Below are 22,249 nucleotides of genomic sequence, written 5' to 3' on the forward strand. Positions count from 1 at the left end.
CACCGTATTCCTTTCGCCAAAGAAAGCCTGTAACTTCCTGCATGGCACCGTGCCATGATGAAAGCGGAAATGATGAAAAAGATATTGATATTGGGCGCAGGCGGACAAGTGGCGCAGTGGGTCATCCGCGCCTTGGCGGGCCGTGACGACATCGCCTTGACGCTGTTGCTGCGCAATCCCGCCAAGCTGCCCACACCAGTCCCGCCTAACGGCACCGTGCTGGCCGGCGATGTGCTGGACCAGGCCTTGCTGCGGCAAACGATGCCGGGTCACGACCTGGTCTATGCGAATCTCGTGGGCGACGACATGGACAAGCAGGCCAACAGCATCATCGCCGCCATGCTGGCCTCTGGTGTCGAGCGCCTGGTTTTCGTGCTGTCGATGGGCATCTACGACGAAGTTCCCGGCAAATTCGGCGCATGGAACAACGCCATGCTGGCCGAAGACCTGAAACCATTCCGGCGCGCCGCCGACGCCATCGAAGCGTCCGGCCTGGCATACACGATCGTGCGCCCAGCCTGGATGACGAACGAAGACGAAGTCGACTACGAACTGACCACGCGCCACGCGCCATTCAAAGGCACCGTAGTGTCGCGCAAGAGCGTGGCCGACCTGATCGCCAGCATCATCGCAGCGCCAGACCTGCACCTGCACGCCAACCTGGGCGTGAACAAGCCGAACACGGACGGGGACAAGCCGTATTTCATGTAGCTTGTTCACGTGAAGGCTCGCAGCGGCGGCGACAGCTGCGCGCAGATGGGGAAAATCGCATTTGCGATTGGGGAGTTGGCAAAATGGGGGAATCCTCAAATTCATCCATAACTTCGCATAATTTATATTATGTCAAATTACAAGTTGAGGCGGGAACTACTTTTGGTCCGCCTGTCTAGCCAAATTAATCGTATCCACTCAAAAGCTGGCAGACTCTCCCCCAGTTGAGAATCTACCAGACGATACTCAGTTCCCAACGATCAAACAGCAAGTCCCCTCAATCGAGTAAAAAGCTCCGTCAACTCACATCGATCAGCCTCACCGTCGTTGTATAGCGAGCAGTTGATAATTTGTTCTGCCGTCATACTTGGCCAAAACCTATCTATAACGTCGTCGGGCTTCATGCCAACCGCGTTGCCAATGATTTTCTTAGCGTCACAAATATCGGTGAATATGACACGTTGACCGGTTTGGGCAAAAATCATATCTGGACAGAGGTAATTTTCCACTTCGCGTTTCTTTGTCGAGTAGAACTTTCGTCCTTGCCCCTCAACCTCCTGCTGCCTCTTCTTTATAGATTTCACTTGCCCAGGATCGCCACCTATATCGGAATCGAGGAACACACACCATGGCAAGCCCAAATCATCTGCCAGATTTAATGTAACCCAGTGCTTCACACTGCCACATCCGCCAATCAGAATAGGAACGATACCCAAATCCTCCAAATCGGAATCTAAGTGACCTCCATGTTTTAGTGCCTTAGCTGCATGACGTAGAAATATTACGTCAGACTTACCTTCAACTAGTATCACCGCTCTCGCGCGCTCCATACCTGTTTCAGGAAGGATGCCGAGACTTTCGGAAGCTTCTTTGAGGACATCTGGGTGCGGCATCTTGACTACAGGAGTGCCTTCATCATCCTTAGTTACATACCTAATCCCCTCAATCGGCATCAAGCCTGCCAATGCAGGCACATGAGTTGTTACAATAATCTGTCGGTTAGGTTGAAGGGAAAGAGCTAAAAGCGCCTTCATCAACATAATTTGATAGTTGGGGTGCTGCGAAGTCTCTGGCTCCTCAATGGCATAGATCACATTACGCTGTGAACCAACTACCACTTTCGCCGCCTCAGCTCGGAAAAAATTAAGCAAAATCAAGCGACGCACGCCGCTGCCGCGCTTGTTAATAGGAATGCCATTTTCACCATCCAATGTAAAGCTGAACGTCCATTTAGGCTTTTCTTTGAAGCGCGGAGTAAGCTCATTAGCCAACTCTGGTGCCATCTCTCGTAACTTATCAAGTGTCCGAGAAGCGACATCTAATACACTTGCTTCGATCTGTAGCTCAAGCTTATTTATCTCTGCCTGAAGCGCACTCTGCGCGTCCTTTACTGCTTGCTGTAAGGGATTTTTTGCTTCGGCATCGCCATCATTGCTTTCTCGATCAGCCTTGAAAAGTGCAAATGTTGGCAGTTGATCCTGAATCTTCCCCCAAATAGATTTGCTATCAGTTGAAAGTTCTTTATCTACATCTAAAAGTGTTTCTTTACATGCCAGATGCGGAACCCCAGCTCGAATAGCCTGCCGCCAAAACGATGCCACGCGCTTATCCGCCACAACATCAGCTACACCCCGTTGCTCACCTAATTTCTTAAGATCGGCAATTTTCATACTCAATAATGTACTCAATAATTCATCAGCTGGATGATTGCAACGAATCGATGTACGCTCCAACTTTCCAGTCGTTGCCTTAAAAGTCTTGACTATTTCGAAATCGCCGTCGATATTAATTAAGTACTCTTGCGCGAGGGAAGTTTGTACTTTTTCATCTAGTATCAGCGCTTCAGGTAGGTCATCAAATATGCAAGTAATTTCAAACTGCTCAGCGCCTGCTTTTAGACTAAAACAGTTCATGTCATTTTTATCTGCTTTAGCGCCATCAACCTCAAAAAATATGGAAAGCGCTTCAAAAATAGTAGATTTCCCGAAATCATTGCGACCTACGATGCCAGTCATTGCCTCATCGATTGAAATAGCAATAGCATCACGATATCCGCGAAAGTGACTTAGTTTTATAGACTTTAAACGCATTAGCATATCCTTTTAATATCGCGCATAACGGCAAAAATCTGGGGCGGCACTCAAATAAATATAATTGATTGCAAAAATATTAAAATACTAGTCGCCATCCGTATTGGTTCGCACATTTAATTGCCATTCAATTGCACCTTGTGTAGAGGGGTGCTGATGATGGTTTTGTAGCGGAAATTTATCTCCTTTATTACAGGTCACTTCCTTTTTGCAACCGAGATATTTATAAATTCCTGACATAGGGACAATGTCTGCGGGGCCGTGCCTCTTAGTCCACCATTCACCACCACCACTTTCCGTGAGACTTGAACTGCTTATATGCCAAGACATATCTAAATTCCTCTTTTTTTTAAAAATCGTAAAACCACACAATATCTTAAGCGAATTCAGATGAATCAAGCAAATTATGATCTTTTGATGCTATGCAGCAAATATTAAAGCAACACATCCACAGCTTTCAAGAAAAATTGCAAATAATTGTTGCATTAAATTTCGATTTGAACTATTAAAAAATATTCAAGTTTTATGGGTTGCATAGATAAATAATTCATTTTGAAATAGTATACTTTCTTTACGTTAGATTCTAGCTATTGATAATCGCCACGCTTGGCTCGCGCACCGATGCCGTGGCAGCGAAATTCGTTTTTGAAGCATCTCTTACAAACACGTAAGCGCAAGCAGTATCGCGCTTGCTGCACCGCCCATTTCGGCACCCCAAGCATGTACATGAAATCACCGAGCATTCGGGTACGGTTTACCGCTCGCCAGTTGGTTCGCCTGGAGTTACGGATAATCCAGTACTGATTGCGGAATTCATCCTCAATTTGCTCAAGTATCCGCAGCGAATTAGCGTCAAAATTTGCCATGTCACGTCCCTCCTCCCCGTCAATCAAGGTGGAGTAACTGTCAGAACGGACAATCGTCCACCACCTGTGGCAGTCCCGGAGCCGTCGCCAGGTACACGACGCCGAGATTGTTGTTGCACCAGGTCTGCAAGCCGTCCATGCAATGACCTGATAGCGCCTGGAATGCGACCTGCGCAGCGCGCAGCATGTTTGTACAAAACGGCACCCGCCACACATCGACTTCCGGCACCACGATGCCCCTGGAACGGAAGTAGCGTTTCTGGTCAAGCGCCCTGCACTGCATTTCCTTGCCGCAGTATTTCGCTATATAGTTGGCGATCTTGTGCGCCCCGGCCACGCCGAAGCCGAAACGGTGCGGGTCGCGAACGTGAACTTGGCCCATCTGTTCACCGTTCGGACCGCGCCCCAGGATGCCTTGCCAGATGGAGCGCAGCAGTGCATACATTTGCCGCCCGGCGACCGCCACATGGAAATGCAAGGCGCCACGGGCCTGTTCTTCAATGACCGCTACATAATGAAATTGTTTATGCTTACCAAGTTTTCGACAAAATGCCTAACAGGCCGCGCTAACAGTACCGTGCCTACTGCTTGTGCCCCAGATGGTCAAGAACTTCGTGGCGGAACAGAGGTGGCGTGCGAATAGCAGCGGGGATGGCTGCTGAAGTGCTGGTTTGATCACGCAAGATAATCTATCCTCCATATTAATAACTAATAAATGGAATTACCGGGGATGCCGAGAGGTTAAAATCAATCAGCTAAGCGAACCGATTGCTCGCCGATCTTTGTACGTAGGTTTTTACGTTTAATCAGTATTTTTAACTGCTTCCTACTTATTTTTATTTTCCGAGGTGGCGGGAGGTGAGGCTTCTGTGTGCGCCAATACAATACTCAAGTCGAATTTTTCATTTTCTTCCAAAGGCACTGCGCATATATTTTTACAGGGATGAGAGCTATAATTATCTTCAATTTGGACAATTCCGCATTGATTCCTGGATTGACATATCCACGCGCTCCCTGAGTTAGCGCGAATATCTATAGAAAAAGTTTTATCTTTAGGGAAATAAGATGGAATAGTTTTATTTAATTTGTCGAACGGATTATTATACATCGCATGTATGTTTCCAGTTAGCACGAGCAGGCGATAGCCTGGATGTTCAGCCAATTTGCTGATTAAGTTATTCGCCATTTTCTCTTCGGTAGCATCACTGAAGCAAAGAATTTTAATATCTACATCCTCAAGAAGGCTGAGCGATCTGAGTGAATCAATTAGATCGAGCATTGCTATACTTGAACGTCCATCATATATCCCGCTAGCAGGCTTCCAAAATTCCCGCTCTAACATTGATTCTCTGATATTTCTCGCTTCTTTTTCGTTGACATGAATGAAATTATTTAAAATAACTTCCTCGGATTTTGGAATTTCCAATGCGACCGCAATATTTCTTTTCTGCATAGATAAACTTTCTACAAGATAGTAAAAAATTCTTGGTGAATGCACAGTCCCATGAATCTCTCCGACAAAAATATATTCATACTGATCTTTTATTTGGAAACCCCATGTGGGAGGCGAGATAAGTACGCCAAAAATAATTATGGCTTTTAATAAATTGGTAGCCATCATCGAAGATTATCCTTGTTAATTTTATCAGCTTTCATAATTGATATCTTATTTGGCGTTGGCAAATAGCCCTCTTCAAACGATTTATAATAATCAGTATTTTCCATGTAATATTTATCAAATTCCTGAATGGTTAGTCTAGGTTTTTCATTTGAGTATTTAAAAGACGATTAAGCTGCTCGCAATAATCTTCAACACCGCATCGGTTTTCCAAGTCTCCTTGCCGTCGACAGAGTTGAACGCGATTCCAGCACCCTGCTCCCATTGTTTTTTCGCAGCATTGGGCTCATCTGCCGACCGCAAGGTCAACGCGAGAACACGACCCTAAGTCATAGAAATTTTCATTTAATTATTATATAAAAAACAATAATCACTCTATACGGTTATTCAATGTCAAAGTCTCACACATCTTCACAATGACGTGAAAGCAACAAATTATGTGAAGATACTGCCAGAACAGAATCCCGTCGGCGATGGAGCCAGTGTGGCGAACTCGGAGATACCCAGTTGGTGCTTGACCATGTGAACCTGTTCTTGGCACTGGGTGACGGATGGGGGCGGAGCAAAGAATAAGCATGCTGCCTGCCAATGCCATGATCAAATGTGAGGTAATCGTGCAAAGGTAAATAAATCGCAGCATAGCGATTCATTTCTCCCCGATGCAAACCTGCTGTAAAACCAGTCCCGTATTTAGTCTTTACCGACTATACCCAAGCTTTCCATGACCCTGGCAGCATTGTCCTTGCAGTCCACATCCTCCGGTTTTGCATCGATCAGTTGAATCAGCGATAAAAGATGGGCCTTGTTTTGCGCCAGGCGCACTTCCAGCGATTCGATATCGGCTATCTTCTTCTTGAGCGCGGCCATCAGCTCGTCGTGCCGCCATGACGATATATCCTCGGGCAAGACTTGCTTGATTTCGTCGAGGGAAAAGCCTGCCTGCTGCGCGTCGCTGATAATGGACAGGACTGCCACCGCTTCCAGCGGATAGTCGCGGTAGCCGTTCGATTGCCGGCTCACGGCTTTCAGCAAGCCCTTGGATTCGTAGAAGCGTATCGTGGAGGCGGCCAAGCCGCTGCGCTTGGCCAATTCGCCAATTTTCATGGTGTTTCCCGCTAAGTTATTGTGGTTTGTTATCCCGGAGGGCTTTCAGTAGCGCTTGTGCCACCTCCTTGCTGGACCCGGGGTTCTGGCCAGTGACGAGGCGGCCGTCCGTCATGACGAAGCTGCCAAACGGGATCAAGCCTTTTTCATACCGCGCTCCTCTCTTCTCTACCTCGCTTTGCAAAAGGTAGGGAACCTGGTCCCTGATGCCGGCAAGCGATTCTTCTAGGTTTGAAAAACCCGTCACACGGCGCCCTTTGATCAGCGGCTCGCCCTTGTCGTCCTCGAGGTCGAGCAAGCCAGCGGCGCCATGGCACACGGAGGAAACGATGCCGCCGTTGCGGTAGATCGCCTCGGCGATGCGCTTGAGGTCCTTGTTGCCCTTGAAATCCCACATCGTTCCATGGCCGCCCGTGTAGAAAACAGCCGCATAGGCAGCGGGATCGATGTCGGCCGCGGCCTTTGTCGATTGTAATGATGCCATGAAAACAGGATCTTTCAGGTGCTCTCTTGCCGCCTCATCCATGTACAGCCATCCTTGGCTGCGTTCATCGAGCGGCACGGCCCCGCCGCCTGGGCTGACGAAGTCCACGCCATAGCCGGCTTCCTGCAGCGCGTCGTACACGTGCGTCAGTTCCGTGAGCCAGAGCCCCGTATGGTCGTTTCTGCTTGGATATTGGGAATGATTGGTCATGACGACCAGCACTTTTTCCATGCCCGGACCGCGCATGGGGGACGCAGGTTCAGCAGCAACCATCTGCATGAACAGCAAAGGCATGACAGCCAGGAACAGCTTCTTGATAACAGACATGGGATCGTCCTCCGAATAGTTGAGTGGTCTGGGCCATGTTGTCCGAACACAGCGTGATCGACTATAAGCTTAAAGCCAACTTGAATGTCAAGCGGCCGATGGGCAATCGCGCGATTTTTCTGGCCCAAAGGGAGCGGCCTCGCTGCAAACCAGTGTCCCGAACGCGACAGTGCGATTTTTTTCATTTTAGGGCTTGACCTTCAAGTTAGCTTAAAGCTTATCGTGAGGCTATTGCAACCTTGGAGATAAGCATGAAACCCTTCACCCCCCTGACATTGCCCAATGGGGCAGTCATTCCCAACCGCCTCGCCAAAGCCGCCATGGAAGAGAACATGGCTGACCAGGGCCACGCCCCGTCGGATGAGCTGATCCGTTTATACCAGTCGTGGGCTGACGGCGGCGTTGGCCTGATGATCACTGGCAACGTGATGATCGACCGTCGCGCCATGACGGGCCCCGGCGGAGTGGTGCTTGAGTCCGAGCAATTTGGCGCCCGCTTCGAGAACTGGTCCCGTACGGCCCGTTCACGGGGGGCGCACATCTGGATGCAGATCAACCACCCAGGACGCCAGATGCCAGCCGCCATGGGACAGGAAACCCTGGCGCCGTCCGCCGTATCCATGGACCTGGGCAACTTCTCCAGGCAGTTTGCGGCGCCGCGCGCAATGACGGAGGCCGATATTGCCGACGTGAAGCAGCGCTTTGTCCGGGCGGCGCAGCTGGCGGAACAGTTTGGCTTTACGGGCGTGCAGATCCATGCGGCGCACGGTTACCTGATCAGCCAGTTCCTGTCCCCGATTACCAACAAACGCAGCGACCGCTGGGGCGGATCGATAACAAACCGGGCGCGGCTGCTCGTCGACGTCGTCAACGAGGTGCGCCAGGCTGTCGGCAAAGGCTTTGCCGTCGCGGTGAAGCTCAACTCGGCGGATTTCCAGAAGGGCGGATTCAGCTCGGAAGATGCCAGGCAGGTCGTATCCATGCTCAACACGCTGGGCGTGGACTTGATTGAATTGTCTGGCGGCAGTTATGAAGCGCCGGCCATGCACGGCCAGACCCGCGATGGCCGCACGCTGGCCCGCGAAGCCTATTTCCTCGAATTCGCCAAGGACATCGCCACGGTGGCCAGCATGCCGCTCATGGTAACAGGCGGCATACGCCGCTACCAGGTGGTCGAGCAAGTGCTGGACAGCGGCAGCGGCATCGCCATGGCCGGCATGGGTACGGCGCTGGCGCTCGATCCCCAGCTGCCCATGGCATGGCGTTCCAATCGATTGGCCAGCCCGTCGCTCCGGGCCATCACCTGGAAAAACAAGGTGCTGTCGTCCATCGCCTATATGGCAATGGTGAAGTATCAGCTGCGGCGCCTGAGCCAGGGCAAGCATACCAAGCCGAATGTGGCCCCTGCCCTGGCCTTATTGATTCAGCAATTGGAAACCATCGTCAGGAATCGCCAGTATCGCCGCCGGATGAACAGGCATGCGCTTGCCGCGTAATGGCCGTAGTGGGTCTTAAATTAACTTTTCCAAATCAACCATTAGAGGTACGAGAAATGAAGATGAAAATTGCCGCGGCAGCCACTGGATTGATCTTGAGTACGGCAGCAAGCGTTTCCTGGGCTGACACTGGCGTGGAAAATACGCAGGTCGTCATGAATATCGCGGGCCATGACGTTCCCGTGAAGGCTGGCGGCCTGTACGACCGGTTTCGCTCGAATCCTCCTTTGTCGGTCATTGCGGCGGAAGCGCCAGACGTCGACCTGAGCTGGTTCAAGGGAATCAAGAAAGAAAAGGTGGCCATCGGCTTTGAATCGTATTCGCCGAACTTCTATTACAAGAACCGCAAGATCACGGCCGTCTTTACGGCGGACCTGGAAAGGCTGAAGGAACTGATGCCGGAAGACATACGCAAGCAGGTGCAGCCGCTGCAGGTATGGCCAGGCCGGGGCGCCGTGGCATTGACGGCCTACGCCTATGATTATTGCGACAACGACAGCTACAATGAAATCTCATTGGCGATTGTGACCAATCAACCCGGCACAAGCAGCTTTGGCCCTTTCACCTTGCTGGGCCAATCGCTGTCCAAGGACTTCTGGGGCTATGTGCTCAAGCTGCCCGTGAATACGGAACTGGCCAGGGTGCGCGGTGTCGTCGGGTACAACCTGCCCAAGTGGCTGACGGGTATCGATCTGAAGGAAACCGAATCAGGCATTTCCTTCGAAGTCACGGATAGAGAAACGGGAAAGCTCGATTTTGTTTTTGAAGGAAAAAAACTGGGCGACTTGTCGCACAAGGCCGATTTGGTGACCAACAGCTTCACCAACAAGGACCTGGCCGGCAAGCTGACATATGGCTATGCCGTTTCCCGCCAGCTGAGCTACGCATCGAGTACGAGCGCGGACGCCGTCGGCCTGAAACTGGGCGACGGCAGCTTCTCCCGCTATATCAAGTCATTAAAGCTGGGGAAGATGATGAAATATGAATACGTGCCGGAATTCCAAAGCGCGCTGTATGCGCCGAAGCCGCTCGCCGCCCTCGGCGCCGAAAAGTGATGGGTGAAGAAGAAGCGCCAGATCGCGCCGCGAGAAGTTAAAAGCACCCGTCCGGGTGCTTTTTTTATATCGGATGCGCCTGCCACTGCTGCTGCAATACGTTGATGTAGGTCATTCAAATTTCACGCTCCCTGCAGCAGAATATGAGCATGCGCAAACGCCTGTACTGCAAACCACGGCAGAACGTTTCGCGCCCTGCACGATGCCCTACCCACTTCACAAGGAATAACATGACACCCACTACCATGAAAGCCGCCGTTGTCGAGCAACTGGGCCAGCCCCTGGTGCTGCGCGACGTACCCGTGCCGGTTCCCGGCCCTGGCCAGATCCTGGTCAAGACGGAAGCGTGCGGCGTCTGTCACACTGACTTGCATGCGGCGCGCGGCGACTGGCCCGTCAAGCCCACGCCGCCGTTCATTCCCGGCCACGAAGGCATCGGCCTGGTGGTGGCCATGGGCACGGGCGTGACCGAGGTGCAGCTGGGCGACCGGGTCGGCGTGCCCTGGCTTTATTCGGCCTGCGGCCATTGCGAACATTGCTTGGCGGCCTGGGAAACCGTGTGCGCCGAAGCGCAGTTTGGCGGCTACACCAGGAATGGCGGCTTTGCCGAATACATCCTGGCCGACCCGCGCTATGTCGCGCATATTCCGGCGGGTCTGTCCGCCGTGCAGGCGGCGCCCATCATCTGCGCGGGCGTCACCAGTTACAAGGGCATCAAGGAAACGGGCGCGCGGCCGGGCGAATGGCTGGCCGTGTCCGGCATCGGCGGACTGGGCCACCTGGCCATCGAGTATGCGCTGGCCATGGGCTTGCGCGTGGCGGCCGTCGACATCGATGAAGGCAAGCTGGAACACGCGCGCGCCCTGGGCGCCGAAGTGACCATCAATGCCCGCCAGGGCGATCCCGTTGCGGCCCTGCGCGAAGCGACGGGCGGCGGCGCGCAGGGCGTGCTGATCACGGCGCCGTCGATCGACGCCTTCCAGCAGGGCGTGGCGATGACGCGCAAGCGCGGCACCTGCGTGCTGGTGGGCTTGCCGCCGGGCGACTTCCCGACACCCCTGTTCGACGTGGTCGCCAATTGCGTGACGATACGCGGCTCTTTTGTGGGCACACGCCAGGACATGGCCGAAGCGCTCGCCTTCGCCGCCACAGGCAAGGTCAAGGCCGACGTGGAATTGCAGCCGCTGTCGGCCATCAACGAGATCTTCAACCGCCTGGAACATGGCAAGGTTGCCGCGCGCGTGGTGCTCGATTTCAGCGGCAGCTGAGCGGCGCGCCGACGGCAGGCTGCGCGGTGTGTCGTGCGACGGCAATACGATTGATGTTGCTATGATGGCATTTTATAAAAGACACACCGAGGATACACCGATGAAGAAATCCCTCTCCCGCCTGCTGGCCTGCGCCGCCCTCGCCTGGTCGTTTTCGGCCAGCGCAGCAGACTCGGCTGCGGCTACGCTGCCCGGACACTATTACCTGCAAGGCGTCATGGAAACGGGCTCCGAACTGCTGCTGAAAAAGGACGGCACCTTCGAATGGATGCTTAGTTATGGCAATACCGACGAACAGGCCAGCGGCGAGTGGCGCGTTGCCGGGGACCTGGTGACCCTGGTGGCGGGCAACGGCGGCAAGGAACCGCAGTTTCGCGTGTTCGACGAAACGGAAATGAACATCCAGAAACCCGCCGAAGCGGGCGTGTGGGTGGCCATCGTCGGCTACCCCAAAGTGGGGCCGATGCCCGGCGTGGAAGTGAAGTTCGAGGCGCAAAGCGGCAAGACGGCCACGGCCGTCAGCGTAGCGAACGGCGACGCCATCGTCTCCATGCCCGCGTCGGAGCGCTGGGTGCGCGCCGGCTTGCGCCGCCAGGGCTCGAAGGCCGACTATCAATGGCTGGCCGTGCCGCCCGAGCGCGCGCAGGAGCGCATCGCCGCGTTCGCCGTCACCGATCCCCAATGGTTGCGGGGCCAGGCCTTCCAGAAGCTGGCCTTGCGCGTCGTCAAGGGCGGCCTGAAGGTCGACGATGCGGACAACGGACTGGCCAGGGGCCTGTACGCGAAACCGGCATCGAAGCAATAACCTTTCCCCCTTGTTCCATTCTCCAGGCAGTTTGTCCCGGTCAAGAACATTGACCTGGACGACGCTGTTTGCGCCCGCGCACGCCCGTGCGCCGTTGACACCCCGCACGGTCTGTCCTATAGTCGCCGGGTTAACGACAAATGAGAATGAGAATCATGTTCAGCTCTATCAAGAAATGGCTCGTATGCTATCCGCTCGTGGCCGCCAGCTTGCTGCTGGCCGGCGGCGCGCAGGCGCAAGCGACGGATCCTGGCGCCGGCGCCAAACAGTTGTGGCAATTGATTGACTATGTTGCCGTCGATTACAGCGGCGCCGTCGAGCATGGCAAGGTGGTCAGCGAGGCCGAATATGCGGAAATGCTCGACTTCACGGACAACGCGACGACGCAGATCGCCGCCCTGCCCGCCCACGCTTCCAAGGCAACCATTGCCGCCGCCATCGCCGACTTGCGCGCGGCCGTCGTCGCGAAGGCGGACGGCGTGGAAGTCAAGCGCCTGGCGCACCATGCGAATGGCTTGCTGATTGCCGCCTACCCGATCCCCGTGGCGCCCAAGGTGCTGCCCAACCTGGCGCGCGGCGCGGCCCTGTATGCGGCCCAGTGCGCGTCTTGCCACGGCGTGGCCGGCGGCGGCGACGGTCCGCTGGCGGCCAGTCTGGAGCCGAAACCGATCGCCTTCACGGATGGCGAACGGGCGCAGTCGCGCAGCCTGATGGCGCTGTACCAGGTCATCTCGCAAGGCGTGGTCGGCACCTCGATGGCCAGTTTCGGCCAGCTGTCCGAAAACGAGCGCTGGGACCTGGCCTTCTATATCGGCGGCATGTCGCACGATGCGGCGGCAAGCGCGCACGGTGAAAAACTGTGGCAGGACGATCCGCGCAGCAAAAAACTGTACGCAGACCTGGCTGCCGTGACGACCCTGACGCAGGAAGCCGTGGCCGCCAAGCTGGGCGCGGACGAAGCCCAGGCGCTGACGGCCTTCCTGCGCAGCCATCCGGACAAGGCTGAGGCGCACAAGCCGGCCGGCCTGGCCCTGTCGCGCCTGCGCCTGGCGGAAAGCCTGGCCGCCATGCACGCGGGCGACCGCGCGGGCGCCACGCGCCTGGGCCTGTCCGCGTATCTGGACGGTTTCGAGCCCATCGAGCCGATGGTCGGCGCGCGCAACAAATCCCTGCTGCTGGCCGTGGAAAACGCCATGCTGGCCTACCGTTCCGCCGTGGCCAAGGGCACGGTGGCCGACGCCGAGGCGGCGGGTGAAAAGCTGCAGCAACTGTTTACCCACGTGGAAGCGGAACTGGGCGATGCCAAGGCGGACCCGATGACGACCTTTATCGGCGCCCTGACGATCCTGCTGCGCGAAGGTGTGGAAGCGCTGCTGATCGTGATCGGCATCATCGCCTTCCTGCGCAAGGCCAAGCGCAACGATGTGCTGCCCTATGTGCATGCGGGCTGGGCCAGCGCGCTGGTGGCAGGCGGCCTGACGTGGGTGGCGGCAACGTATCTGGTGACCATCAGCGGTGCGAGCCGCGAAGTAAGCGAAGGGCTCGGTTCCGTGTTTGCGGCCCTGGTCTTGCTCAGCGTGGGCCTGTGGATGCACCAGAAGAGCAGCGCCGGGCGCTGGCAGGAGTACCTGCACGAGAAACTCACGGCAGCGATGAGCCGGCGCTCGGCCTGGGGCCTGTTCGCCCTGGCCTTCATCGCCGTCTACCGCGAAGTCTTTGAAACCGTGCTGTTCTACTCCGCCCTGGCGGCGGACGGCAATGGCGGCGCCCTGCTGGGCGGCTTCGCGGTGGCCATCGTGCTGCTGGTTGTCATCGCCTGGGCCTTGCTGCGCACCAGCGCTCGCATGCCAATCGGCAAATTCTTCTCGTGGACGTCCGCCTTCGTGGCCGTGCTGGCCGTGATACTGATGGGCAAAGGCGTGGCCGCGCTGCAGGAAGCGGGCTGGGTGGGCGTGACCCCCGTCGACTTCATGCGCATCGACTTGCTGGGCATCCTGCCTACGGCGGAAACCTTGCTGGCGCAGGCGGCCATCCTGGCCATCATCGTTGCCGGCTATGGCTGGAACCGCGTTTCCGCAGGCAAGCGCAAGCCCGCCTGACCGTCAAACGCCCAGGAAACGCGCCGGCACGGGCGTTTCTGCCTGAAATGGCTGACCGCCCCCGATCGCTGCCTGCAGCGGTCGGGGGCGGTGACGTTGACAGCCGCTTAGCGCGCAACTTTCCCTGAAGACTTGGCCGCGCTGTGCACTTGCACCCCTGCCAGCCAGGTTTCCTCCACCACGATGTCGCGCAGCTTGCGCACCGTCTCGTCCAGCGGGTCTTGCGCAAGAATCACCAGGTCAGCCCGCTTGCCGGCTTCCAGCGAGCCCACCAGATGATCCATGTGGCAATGCCAGGCGGCATCCAGCGTGACGGCACGCAATCCCGCCATGCGGCTGATCCGCTCGCCCGGATTCAGCACCTCTTTCCCTGGCGCACCTTCCATGGTGCGGAACACGGCCTGCTCCATCATGCGCAAAGGACCCAGCGGCGAGACGAAATGGTCCGAATGCAAGCTGATGGGCATACCCGCATTCAATGCCGAGTAGCAACGATCCAGCAACTGGGCCCGCTCCTGGCCAAAAATGGTCTGCTGGAACGTGTGTCCCCAATAGCCGACGTGGCCGATGAGGAAACTGGGATTTAATTGCAGTTCCGCCATTTTCGTGATGGCCTCATCATTCAGCAGCGATGCGTGCTCCACCCGCAGGCGCAGCTGGCGCCGCTTTTTCGCCTCTTCTTCGCTGATGCCGCCTGGCCGTGGCGTCAGTACCTGATCGTAGCTGTGCAGCACATATTCCACTGCCTTGTCGCCGTTGGCGTGGACCAGCACGGGCCAGCCGCGCCCCACCGCCTTGTCCAGCATGCGGGAAAACACGGACGTGTCGGGGTAGTTGCTCAAGCCGGTGGGCGGCACCTCCGGTATCGAATGCTCGTGCGAGCACGCATAGGGCTGGCTCTGGTATCCCGTCAACCCCTGGTTCGAGCCATCCGCGATCAGCTTGATCGCCTTGATGCTGAAACGCTGGTCGCCGTGGTTGTCCAGGTCCGGCTTGTAATGATCGAGCCAATTGTCCAGTGCTTTTTCTTCCGGTTTGGTAAACAGCGCGGCGCCGATGCGCACGGGACCGAGGTGCGCTGCCAGCTTGAGCAGGCCGATTTCCACCAGCGGCGTATCGGTGGCGCCCACGCCGGCGTCGAATACGCTGGTAAAGCCCATGGCCGAAGCGTTGTCCAGCACCTGCTTCAGGCAAGCGATAAATTCCGGCAGCTTGGGCAGCGGCGCAACCAGCAGCGCCTTGGCGATCCGGATTTCGGTCAGCACGCCGGACGGGCTGTCCTCGATGTTCGCCGCCTTCAGTGCAGCGGTATTGAGATAGGCAAGGTGGCCAGACGAGTTCATCAGCAGGATAGGCACCGTGCTGCTTAGCTTATCCAGTTGGCTGGCGCCGATGTCTTCCCAAGACTGCATCAGCGAAGGATCGACGCCGAAGCCCAGCACCCAAGGGTTGCCTTTTTTATCTTTCGGCAGCTGGTCCGGCTGCTCCAGCGCCGCGCTGATCCTCCGGCTGATGCTCTGGAAACTGTATTCCGTATCCAGTTCCTGCTGCCGGGGTATTGCCAGGAACGGCGTGAGCGACAGCCAGCTCTTGTACAGCGCGCTGGGCAGGATGTGCATATGGGGCTCGACAAAGCCTGGCAGCAAGGTGCGGCCGTCCAGGTCCACCTCGCTTGGCTGGTGCGGCTGCATGGCCTGGCGCACCGCGTGCAGCGTGCCGGTGGCAATGATGGTGCCGCCGGCGATGCCCAGCGCCTCTACCTGGTCGCTGCCGTCCGCAGCCATGGTGTGGATGTGACCGTTATGGAAAATCGTCGCTTGCGGCGTCAGTTTCTGGGCTTGCTGGGAATATGCGTGCTGGAACGCGGCGTCCAGTTCAGCGCTGAGTGCGGTTCCCGTCAACAGGCCGCTAGTCAGCGTAGGCAGGTGAGGCAGGTTGCAGCAGGCGCAACCGAGATGGTCATGGCTCATGCAGATTCCTATCAGAGGTTGATGATTTAAATTGATGAATTCATCCCTTGTTCTGGCTCGAATATACCCAACAGCAGAATATCGGGAGAACGGCACGTTTGCACTGGCTTGCTTATTGCCAGCAACTGCCTCGAAGCATAACGAATTAGCGATCAAAAAAACTCAAACATTGTCACGTCAATCAAAATGACGGCGCGATCTATTCAAAAATCCGCCTTGCATTTATTTTCCGGAATATTTCGTCTGACAGTTTCTGACGAAAGCATATGGCCACCCATAGTTGCGTGACAATTGGAGAGTAAACCTTTTAAATATTTAATTATATTCAGTACTGCAGAGATTGCGCCGGCCGACCAATACTGGCCGTATCCAAGGAAATATTCCATTAACCGCAACATCAACGAAAGATTAGCAATGAAAGCTCAACGCACAACAAGCTGGTCGCTGGGTCTGATTGTGGCAGGCGCCCTGTTCTCTTCCCATGCCTATGCGGCAAAAATCCCCGATTGCGGCAAAAGAGAGCCGAGCAAGACCCTGCCCAGCCCGCAAAATAGCGAATATGACGCATACCGCAATGCGAAAACAAGCGCGGTGGCCGGCGGTGCTGGCAATACCGTATTCAATAATAATGAAAAGCGCCTCCCTGCCGCCGGCAAGGACGAGGTTTATTATGAATACTATCTGGGTATTGGCGGCGATGGCGGTGCGGGATCGCATCGCGCGGTATTGCTCGTGCAGACTCCGGCAGGGAAACGCAAATTAGTGGAACGCTATTACACGCAAGACCACTATACGTCTTTCTGCAGCCTCAAGAATTAGACGTTCTTTATTGCATTAAAACGGCGCCGGGGAAACTCCAGGCGCCGCTTGAAATATCCATGCATAAAATTGAATATAGCTTGAATATTTAAATTCATCTAATCTAATAACGGATCTTAGCGCATGCGTGCGAAACAGACTTTGATCTGCGACAAATTCTCGCTGCATTGATCCGCCCAATGCGCAATCCTGCGCGATTGGCACTATAGCCGTTGCTGGCGTTTGCAAGCCGTTACGGGCCATGCTGAACGCAGCGCGCCGCCGTCACTGCAGCGCATCGCGCGCATCCACGTAGGCCCAGGCTTGCATGCCCGACGCCAGCGTGACGCGCTCGCGCCGGTAGTCGGCCACCTCGTAGCCATCCGCCTGGCGCAATTCCTCCATCGAAACGGCCAGCACGGCGCCCGGCACGCAATCTGCCGGCTCGCCACTGCGCGAGGCGATCGGGTGATGCGTCTTGCCGCTGGTCGCCACCACCTGCGCATCGGCTATCGCCAGCAGCGCCAGGCGGTAACCGGGCAACTGGTCGGGCCGGCTGTCGAGCAATCGCCCGAAGGTGGCCAGCTGCACGTCGGCCTGTTGCAGGGTGCCGTAGGAAAACAGGTGTTCTGCCGCTTCCGCTGGAAGAGTTGCCATTGCCGCTCCTTGTCGTTCTGCCTTGTTTGCCTGCCTCGAATACATCAATGTCATTATTCACCAGTGCCGTGGCACAGGTCAATTGTGCACCTGCCCGTGCCTCTGGCCCCGCGTGACGGCATTGACATAGGTCACGATGATGACGGCGCGCCGGCCCTCCACCCGGGCATGGCTGATCGGCCCGCAGCGGTTATCATGCCGCATATCGTGAAAGGAAGACTGGACAATGACATTGATCTCTCGACGCTTGCAGGAACTGGGCTTGACGGACAGCCAGGCGCAGGGCTTGGCGGACGCGGCGCAACGCAAGGACCTGGCCCCCGTGCTGCAGCACTTGCTGTTGCGGGGCCTGTGGTCCGATGTGGTCGATGAAAGCATGCCGCAGCCGCAATGGCTGGACCGCTGGCGCACCTTGGGCGAGTCCGACTTCCCGTTCATCAACGCCCCTGCCCTGCAGCGCCTGCTGGACGCGGGCGTCGACGTGCACGACCTGACGGACGTGGTGCGTTCCGCGCAGGTCTTAACTATCTATAACATCGCCCAGCTGATCGACGAACCTTGCGGCGACCTCGGTTACGACGTCGCGGATGCTCCCGACGTGCAACTGGCATATGTGGATGAGACCGGCGCGCCGCACCGGCCCGGCAGCCTGCATGCGGCGCTGGAAGAACTGGACCCGGCCGGCCGCCATGGCCAGCCCCGTACACTGGAGCTGCGCCAGTTCGGCGGCTTGCCGGACGAATTGCAGGGAGAAATCAAGGACTTGCTGGCGCAACAGGCGTGGTCGCAGGCGGCCGTCGCGTGGAAACGCGCCACCGGCGGCGAACTCAAGCAGTGCCTGGCCACGGTGCAGCAGCTGGCGCGCCAGCTGTAGCGGCGGTGATAGCCTGCGTTACCAGTAGCCAAGCACCTTCCACCAGGTCGTGCCGACGATGGCAAAGATCAGCAGTTCCACCACGCACATGATGAAGCCGACCCGCCACCAGTTGCCCATGGTCACAAAGCCACTGCCGAAGATGATGGGCGAGGTGCCCGTCGCATAGTGGGTCAGGGTCATCATGATGGCCGAGCCGGCCGTCATCATCAGCATGAACGGCACGTGGTATGCGGCCGGAATCAGGTGCAGGCCCACTGTCAGGAAGGCCAGCAGCATGGCGCTGATGTGGGCCGTCGTGCTGGCAAAGAAGTAATGCGAGAACACGAATACCAGCACGAGGACGGCGGCGATGGGCAGCCAGTCCATGCCGCTGGCGACGATGGCCGCCTTCATGCCGGCCGAGAACCAGGCGATCACGCCCGTCTTGTTCAATTGCTCGGCCATCATGACCAGCGCGCCGAACCACACCAAAGTGTCCCAGGCGCTCTTTTCCGACAGCACGTCGTCCCAGTCGATGGTGCCGGTAATGATCAGCACGAACAAGCCGACAAAGGCCACCACCGTCGCATCGAGCGAAAACGCAGGGCCGAACAGCATGGCGGGCACGTTCGCCCACAGCAACAGCAGCAAGGCGAAGGTGCCCAGCATGACTTTTTCCGACGGCGACAGGGACCCCATGCCTTTCAGCTCGGCTTTCGCGTAAGTGACGGCGTCCGGCGTGGCCTTCAGTTCCGGCGGCGACAGCCAGTAGATAATCAGCGGCATCACCAGCAGGCAGACCAGGCCCGGCAGCAGCATGCACAGGGCCCAGGTGGTCCACGTCAGATGGAAACTTTGGCCGCTGGCCTTGGCCACGAAATCGACCACCAGCGGGTTCGGCGCCGTGGCCGTCAGGAACATGGCCGACGTGATGGGATTGGCGTGATAGTTGACGAGGGCCAGATAGGTGCCGACTTTCTTTTCCGTGCCCTTGGCCGGGTCCGAATCGAAGGCATTGGCGATCGATTTCATGACGGGGTGGACGATGCCGCCACCCCTTGCCGTGTTACTTGGCGTAAATGGCGCCAGCACCAGTTCGCAAATGGCCAGGCCATAGCCGATGCCCATGGTGCGCTTGCCCAGCAGCGAGATGAACAGCAGGCCGATGCGGCTGCCCAGCCCCGTCTTCTTCAAGCCCCGCGAAATCAGGATGGCCACGACGATCAGCCAGATCAGGGGATTGGAAAAACTGCTGAGCGCATCCGTGATGGCGCCCTTGGACGAGGTCGACGTCACTTGCGACAAGGACACAATCACGATGGCCATCATCGCCATCACGCCGATGGGCATGACTTTCAGGATGATCGCCAGGATGGTGGTCAGGAAAATCGCCACCAGGCCCCAGGCCTTGGGCGTCAAGCCGTCCGGCGCCGGCAGCAATAGCATGCTCACAAGCAAGGCAGTGCAGATCAGGGCCGGGACGAGGCGGAATGGGACGGCTTCCTTGAAATGCAGGAACAGGTCGCGCACTGTTTTATACATCATGATTTCCTTTACTGGGACAGGCATCCAGGCGGGCAGTCGCGCCCGCGCAGACTGGTGATAATTCTTTTTAGCAACATCATACAAGTTCAGGCGCAAGTACCCTGCTCCATTACGCCTGCACGTGCGGGCAAATTGCCGAATCGTTGACTTGAGCGCTATCACAAGGACGGAAAATATTGACGGCAAGTGACAATAGGTGACTTTTTTGGCAATTTTTCTCTGTATCGTCCCCCGTAGCTGCCGCCAGATACGCCACCAGGGATGACAACCTTTTAAGGGAAAACTTGATGACTAGCACAGAACAGTATTCGATCCACCCATCGATCGGCATTGCCCGCGTGGGCAACAGCCATGATTCGTTTTACCTGGCGCCGGAAACGATAGGCGGGCTGCCGCTGGAAGTGGACAGTAACAACGATCCGCAGCTGGCCAATGGCAAGCCCGTTCACGTTGCCCAGTTCAAGGATGCGGCCGGCCGCGTGCGGCGCCAGGCAGCCAGCTTCAAGATTTACAAGTCCGACCCGGCTCGCCCGGGCGAAAAGACCGTGGTCGACATGCAAGACCCCAGCATTGCCCGCATCGAGTGGAAAGTGCACGTGGCAAACAAGAAGGCGGCCTGGTGGAACTTCATTCCCCTGCTGGGCGACCTGATGTTTGGCCCGTACAACAGCTATGAAACGTGGGAAAATACGCCGCCCGCCTGGAAGCTGACGCCCAACTCCTGGACCAATCTGCGCAACGGCGACGTCACCGGTGCGGCGGCACGGCAGGCACTGATCGTCGATCCGGGACCGCGCACGCTCGACGCGCCGCTGCGCAAGGCCCATTTCGACAAGGATGGCGCCGGCGCGTATAAATATGTGTCCTTTCCCGATCCGCAAGCCATCACGCAAGGCTATCCGGTACGCACCCTGGGCGAAATGCGCACGGACTCGCGCGGCAACCTGCTGGTGATCGGCGCCTTTGGCCGCGCCGGCGGCTCCGAAAGCATCACGGGCTTTGGCGGCGGCGATACGTGGAATGACGATGTGGGCGACGGCCCCGTCAGCGCAACCATCCATTTCAAGGATGGCAGCCCCTGCGTGGAATTGAAAGCGTGGGTGGTCATCGGCTCGCCGAAGTTCGCGCCCGAGCTGGTAAATATTTCCACCTGGGACGATGTCGTGGCCGACATGGCCATCAAATACAAGAACGCGCTGCCCGAAGCCTACGACGCGGCCCGCTGGAGCAGCAGCGATGGCTGGAACCCCGAGTATGTCGTCAATTACGAGCAGGATATCCGCCCCTTCCTCGCCAGGATAGGCGATTACCAGTGGGTGGCGACGGTGCCGTCGATGACGGCCTTCATCCGCCCTGCCTTCGACGTGGCCGATGCCTCGGAAGCGAACCGGCCGCAGCGTGAAAAGTTCCTCAGCTACTTCCGCAAGCCGTCGGCCATCCGGCCCGGCACGGCAGAACAGGTGCCGGGATTCACGGGCGGCCAGGGCGGACAATTGTTCAGCGCCGCCACCACGGAGAACCCCGGCGCGGGCATTCCCCTCGTGCCCTTGAATTCGGGCAGCAATTCCGTGCGCAACAACGTCATCAGCAAGTTTTCGGTCCTGACGGATACGCAATACTTTGCCTTGCAACAATGGGCGGCGGGCAAATTCTCGCCCACCGCGCCGGGCCTGGCCCTGCCGGGCATCGACCCGCTCGACCACGCGACCATCGGCAATTGCGTCGGCGAACCCATGTGCCCCGGCATCGAAGTGACGTGGAGCGTGCGCAATCCCGTCATCTATGCGAAACCGTACGCCATCCTGCACCGCGTGGATGCCGACTACGAAAAGAACGGCCTGTCGGCTGGCCGCGACGAATGCGAACCGCTGGACTGGAACGACCCGACCGTCGGCACCGGCTGCGAACCGGGCGACCTGACCAAGCGCATGGCCATCCCGTGGCAGGCGGACTTCTATGACTGCTCCGTACAGATGATCAACTTCGACAATCCGGACCTGGTGAAGAATCCCGATTCGCTGATCCCCGTGCCGCCCACCTACTACGCCTACTGGTGGCCGCCGCAAAGCCCGTGGAACGTGATCAACGGCGCCACCACCAAGGAAGAACAGGCGCTCGCCGGCGTGCCGGCCGGCATGCAAGTGATGTACAGCCGCGGCATGAACAGTTTTTCGCAAATGATCAGCTCCTGGCATTACCTGGGTTTCATCGTGAACCAGAACCAGGATGCCGAATCGGGCCGCCAGTACCCGTACTTTGTCGAAAAGGAACGCAATCACGCCAAATTCGTGGCCGCCAGCGTCGGGGTCGGCAATGCCAGCAGCTTCGTCACGGGCGACGATGCCAACTACCTGCCCGCGTGGTTCCTCAAGGATGAGGATCCGCAGACGGCGCGCGAGAAAGCATCGCAGCTGTTTGCCAGCGGCGGCGCGCATGTGGCCCTGCAGGATACGCCGAAGAAAATCATGCCAGCCAACCGGCGCCGGTTTTCCCATTGAGC

Annotated in this window: 17 protein-coding genes and 1 pseudogene; 9 read left to right on the forward strand and 9 right to left on the reverse strand. The window is 57.2% G+C overall.

The genetic code is table 11. From position 1 onward, the window contains the following. Positions 1-54: 54 nt before the first annotated feature. A complete protein-coding gene (locus tag VPH41_RS10320; RefSeq protein WP_442906251.1) occupies positions 55-711 on the forward strand; it encodes an SDR family oxidoreductase in 657 nt (218 codons plus the stop codon). Between the two features lie 260 nt (positions 712-971). Here the strand turns inward: VPH41_RS10320 and VPH41_RS10325 are convergent, their stop codons facing one another. The 6 genes and pseudogenes from VPH41_RS10325 to VPH41_RS10350 form a co-directional block, all read right to left on the reverse strand. Continuing rightward, positions 972-2,801, reverse strand: a complete 1,830-nt coding sequence (locus VPH41_RS10325; RefSeq protein ID WP_328569922.1) for an ATP-dependent endonuclease — start codon at positions 2,799-2,801, stop codon at positions 972-974. A gap of 587 nt (positions 2,802-3,388) precedes the next feature. Next, positions 3,389-3,667 (reverse strand): hypothetical protein, encoded by a 279-nt coding sequence (locus tag VPH41_RS10330; protein WP_328569923.1) that lies wholly within the window; start codon positions 3,665-3,667, stop codon positions 3,389-3,391. A 40-nt stretch (positions 3,668-3,707) separates the two neighbouring features. After that, a pseudogene (locus VPH41_RS10335) lies at positions 3,708-4,193 on the reverse strand (rolling circle replication-associated protein); the annotation flags it as partial. Positions 4,194-4,493: 300 nt separating this feature from the next. Continuing rightward, a complete protein-coding gene (locus VPH41_RS10340) occupies positions 4,494-5,288 on the reverse strand; it encodes a hypothetical protein (protein ID WP_328569925.1) in 795 nt (264 codons plus the stop codon). 687 nt (positions 5,289-5,975) lie between these two features. After that, entirely contained in the window at positions 5,976-6,389 is a 414-nt protein-coding gene (locus VPH41_RS10345; protein WP_328569926.1) for a MerR family transcriptional regulator, read from the reverse strand. A 16-nt stretch (positions 6,390-6,405) separates the two neighbouring features. Further along, complete coding sequence (locus VPH41_RS10350) at positions 6,406-7,200, reverse strand: type 1 glutamine amidotransferase domain-containing protein (RefSeq protein WP_328569927.1); 795 nt, start codon at positions 7,198-7,200, stop codon at positions 6,406-6,408. A gap of 251 nt (positions 7,201-7,451) precedes the next feature. Between VPH41_RS10350 and VPH41_RS10355 the strand changes: the two genes are divergently transcribed. The 5 genes from VPH41_RS10355 (at position 7,452) to VPH41_RS10375 (ending at position 13,923) form a co-directional block, all read left to right on the forward strand. After that, entirely contained in the window at positions 7,452-8,696 is a 1,245-nt protein-coding gene (locus VPH41_RS10355) for an NADH:flavin oxidoreductase/NADH oxidase family protein (protein ID WP_328569928.1), read from the forward strand. After that, positions 8,696-9,751 (forward strand): acetoacetate decarboxylase (ADC), encoded by a 1,056-nt coding sequence (locus VPH41_RS10360; protein ID WP_328569929.1) that lies wholly within the window; start codon positions 8,696-8,698, stop codon positions 9,749-9,751. Before VPH41_RS10355 ends, VPH41_RS10360 begins: the two co-directional genes overlap by 1 nt. A gap of 230 nt (positions 9,752-9,981) precedes the next feature. Further along, entirely contained in the window at positions 9,982-11,019 is a 1,038-nt protein-coding gene (locus VPH41_RS10365; protein WP_328569930.1) for a zinc-dependent alcohol dehydrogenase, read from the forward strand. Positions 11,020-11,119: 100 nt separating this feature from the next. Next, complete coding sequence (locus VPH41_RS10370) at positions 11,120-11,824, forward strand: hypothetical protein (RefSeq protein WP_328569931.1); 705 nt, start codon at positions 11,120-11,122, stop codon at positions 11,822-11,824. 155 nt (positions 11,825-11,979) lie between these two features. After that, positions 11,980-13,923: a cytochrome c/FTR1 family iron permease gene (locus VPH41_RS10375; RefSeq protein WP_328569932.1), complete on the forward strand. Its 1,944-nt coding sequence runs from the start codon at positions 11,980-11,982 to the stop codon at positions 13,921-13,923. Positions 13,924-14,030: 107 nt separating this feature from the next. On the opposite strand, the gene VPH41_RS10380 is transcribed toward VPH41_RS10375, so the two are convergent. Next, positions 14,031-16,049: an amidohydrolase gene (locus VPH41_RS10380; RefSeq protein ID WP_328569933.1), complete on the reverse strand. Its 2,019-nt coding sequence runs from the start codon at positions 16,047-16,049 to the stop codon at positions 14,031-14,033. Positions 16,050-16,307: 258 nt separating this feature from the next. Here VPH41_RS10380 and VPH41_RS10385 point away from each other — a divergent pair, with 258 nt between their 5' ends. Then, positions 16,308-16,712, forward strand: coding sequence for a ribonuclease domain-containing protein (locus VPH41_RS10385; RefSeq protein ID WP_328569934.1), 405 nt, complete (start codon positions 16,308-16,310; stop codon positions 16,710-16,712). Positions 16,713-16,976: 264 nt separating this feature from the next. Here VPH41_RS10385 and VPH41_RS10390 read toward each other — a convergent pair whose 3' ends face one another. After that, positions 16,977-17,348 (reverse strand): gamma-glutamylcyclotransferase family protein, encoded by a 372-nt coding sequence (locus VPH41_RS10390; protein WP_328569935.1) that lies wholly within the window; start codon positions 17,346-17,348, stop codon positions 16,977-16,979. 226 nt (positions 17,349-17,574) lie between these two features. Here VPH41_RS10390 and VPH41_RS10395 point away from each other — a divergent pair, with 226 nt between their 5' ends. After that, positions 17,575-18,222, forward strand: a complete 648-nt coding sequence (locus VPH41_RS10395) for a hypothetical protein (RefSeq protein ID WP_328569936.1) — start codon at positions 17,575-17,577, stop codon at positions 18,220-18,222. An 18-nt stretch (positions 18,223-18,240) separates the two neighbouring features. On the opposite strand, the gene VPH41_RS10400 is transcribed toward VPH41_RS10395, so the two are convergent. Then, entirely contained in the window at positions 18,241-19,746 is a 1,506-nt protein-coding gene (locus VPH41_RS10400) for an anion permease (protein WP_328570512.1), read from the reverse strand. A gap of 290 nt (positions 19,747-20,036) precedes the next feature. On the opposite strand from VPH41_RS10400, the gene lodA reads away from it, so the two are divergent. Further along, positions 20,037-22,247: a CTQ-dependent lysine 6-oxidase LodA gene (lodA, locus tag VPH41_RS10405; RefSeq protein WP_328569937.1), complete on the forward strand. Its 2,211-nt coding sequence runs from the start codon at positions 20,037-20,039 to the stop codon at positions 22,245-22,247. The last annotated feature ends 2 nt before the right edge of the window (positions 22,248-22,249 follow it).

The organism is Janthinobacterium sp. P210006 (assembly GCF_036231885.1).
Classification (GTDB): Bacteria; Pseudomonadota; Gammaproteobacteria; order Burkholderiales; family Burkholderiaceae_D; genus Janthinobacterium; species Janthinobacterium violaceinigrum.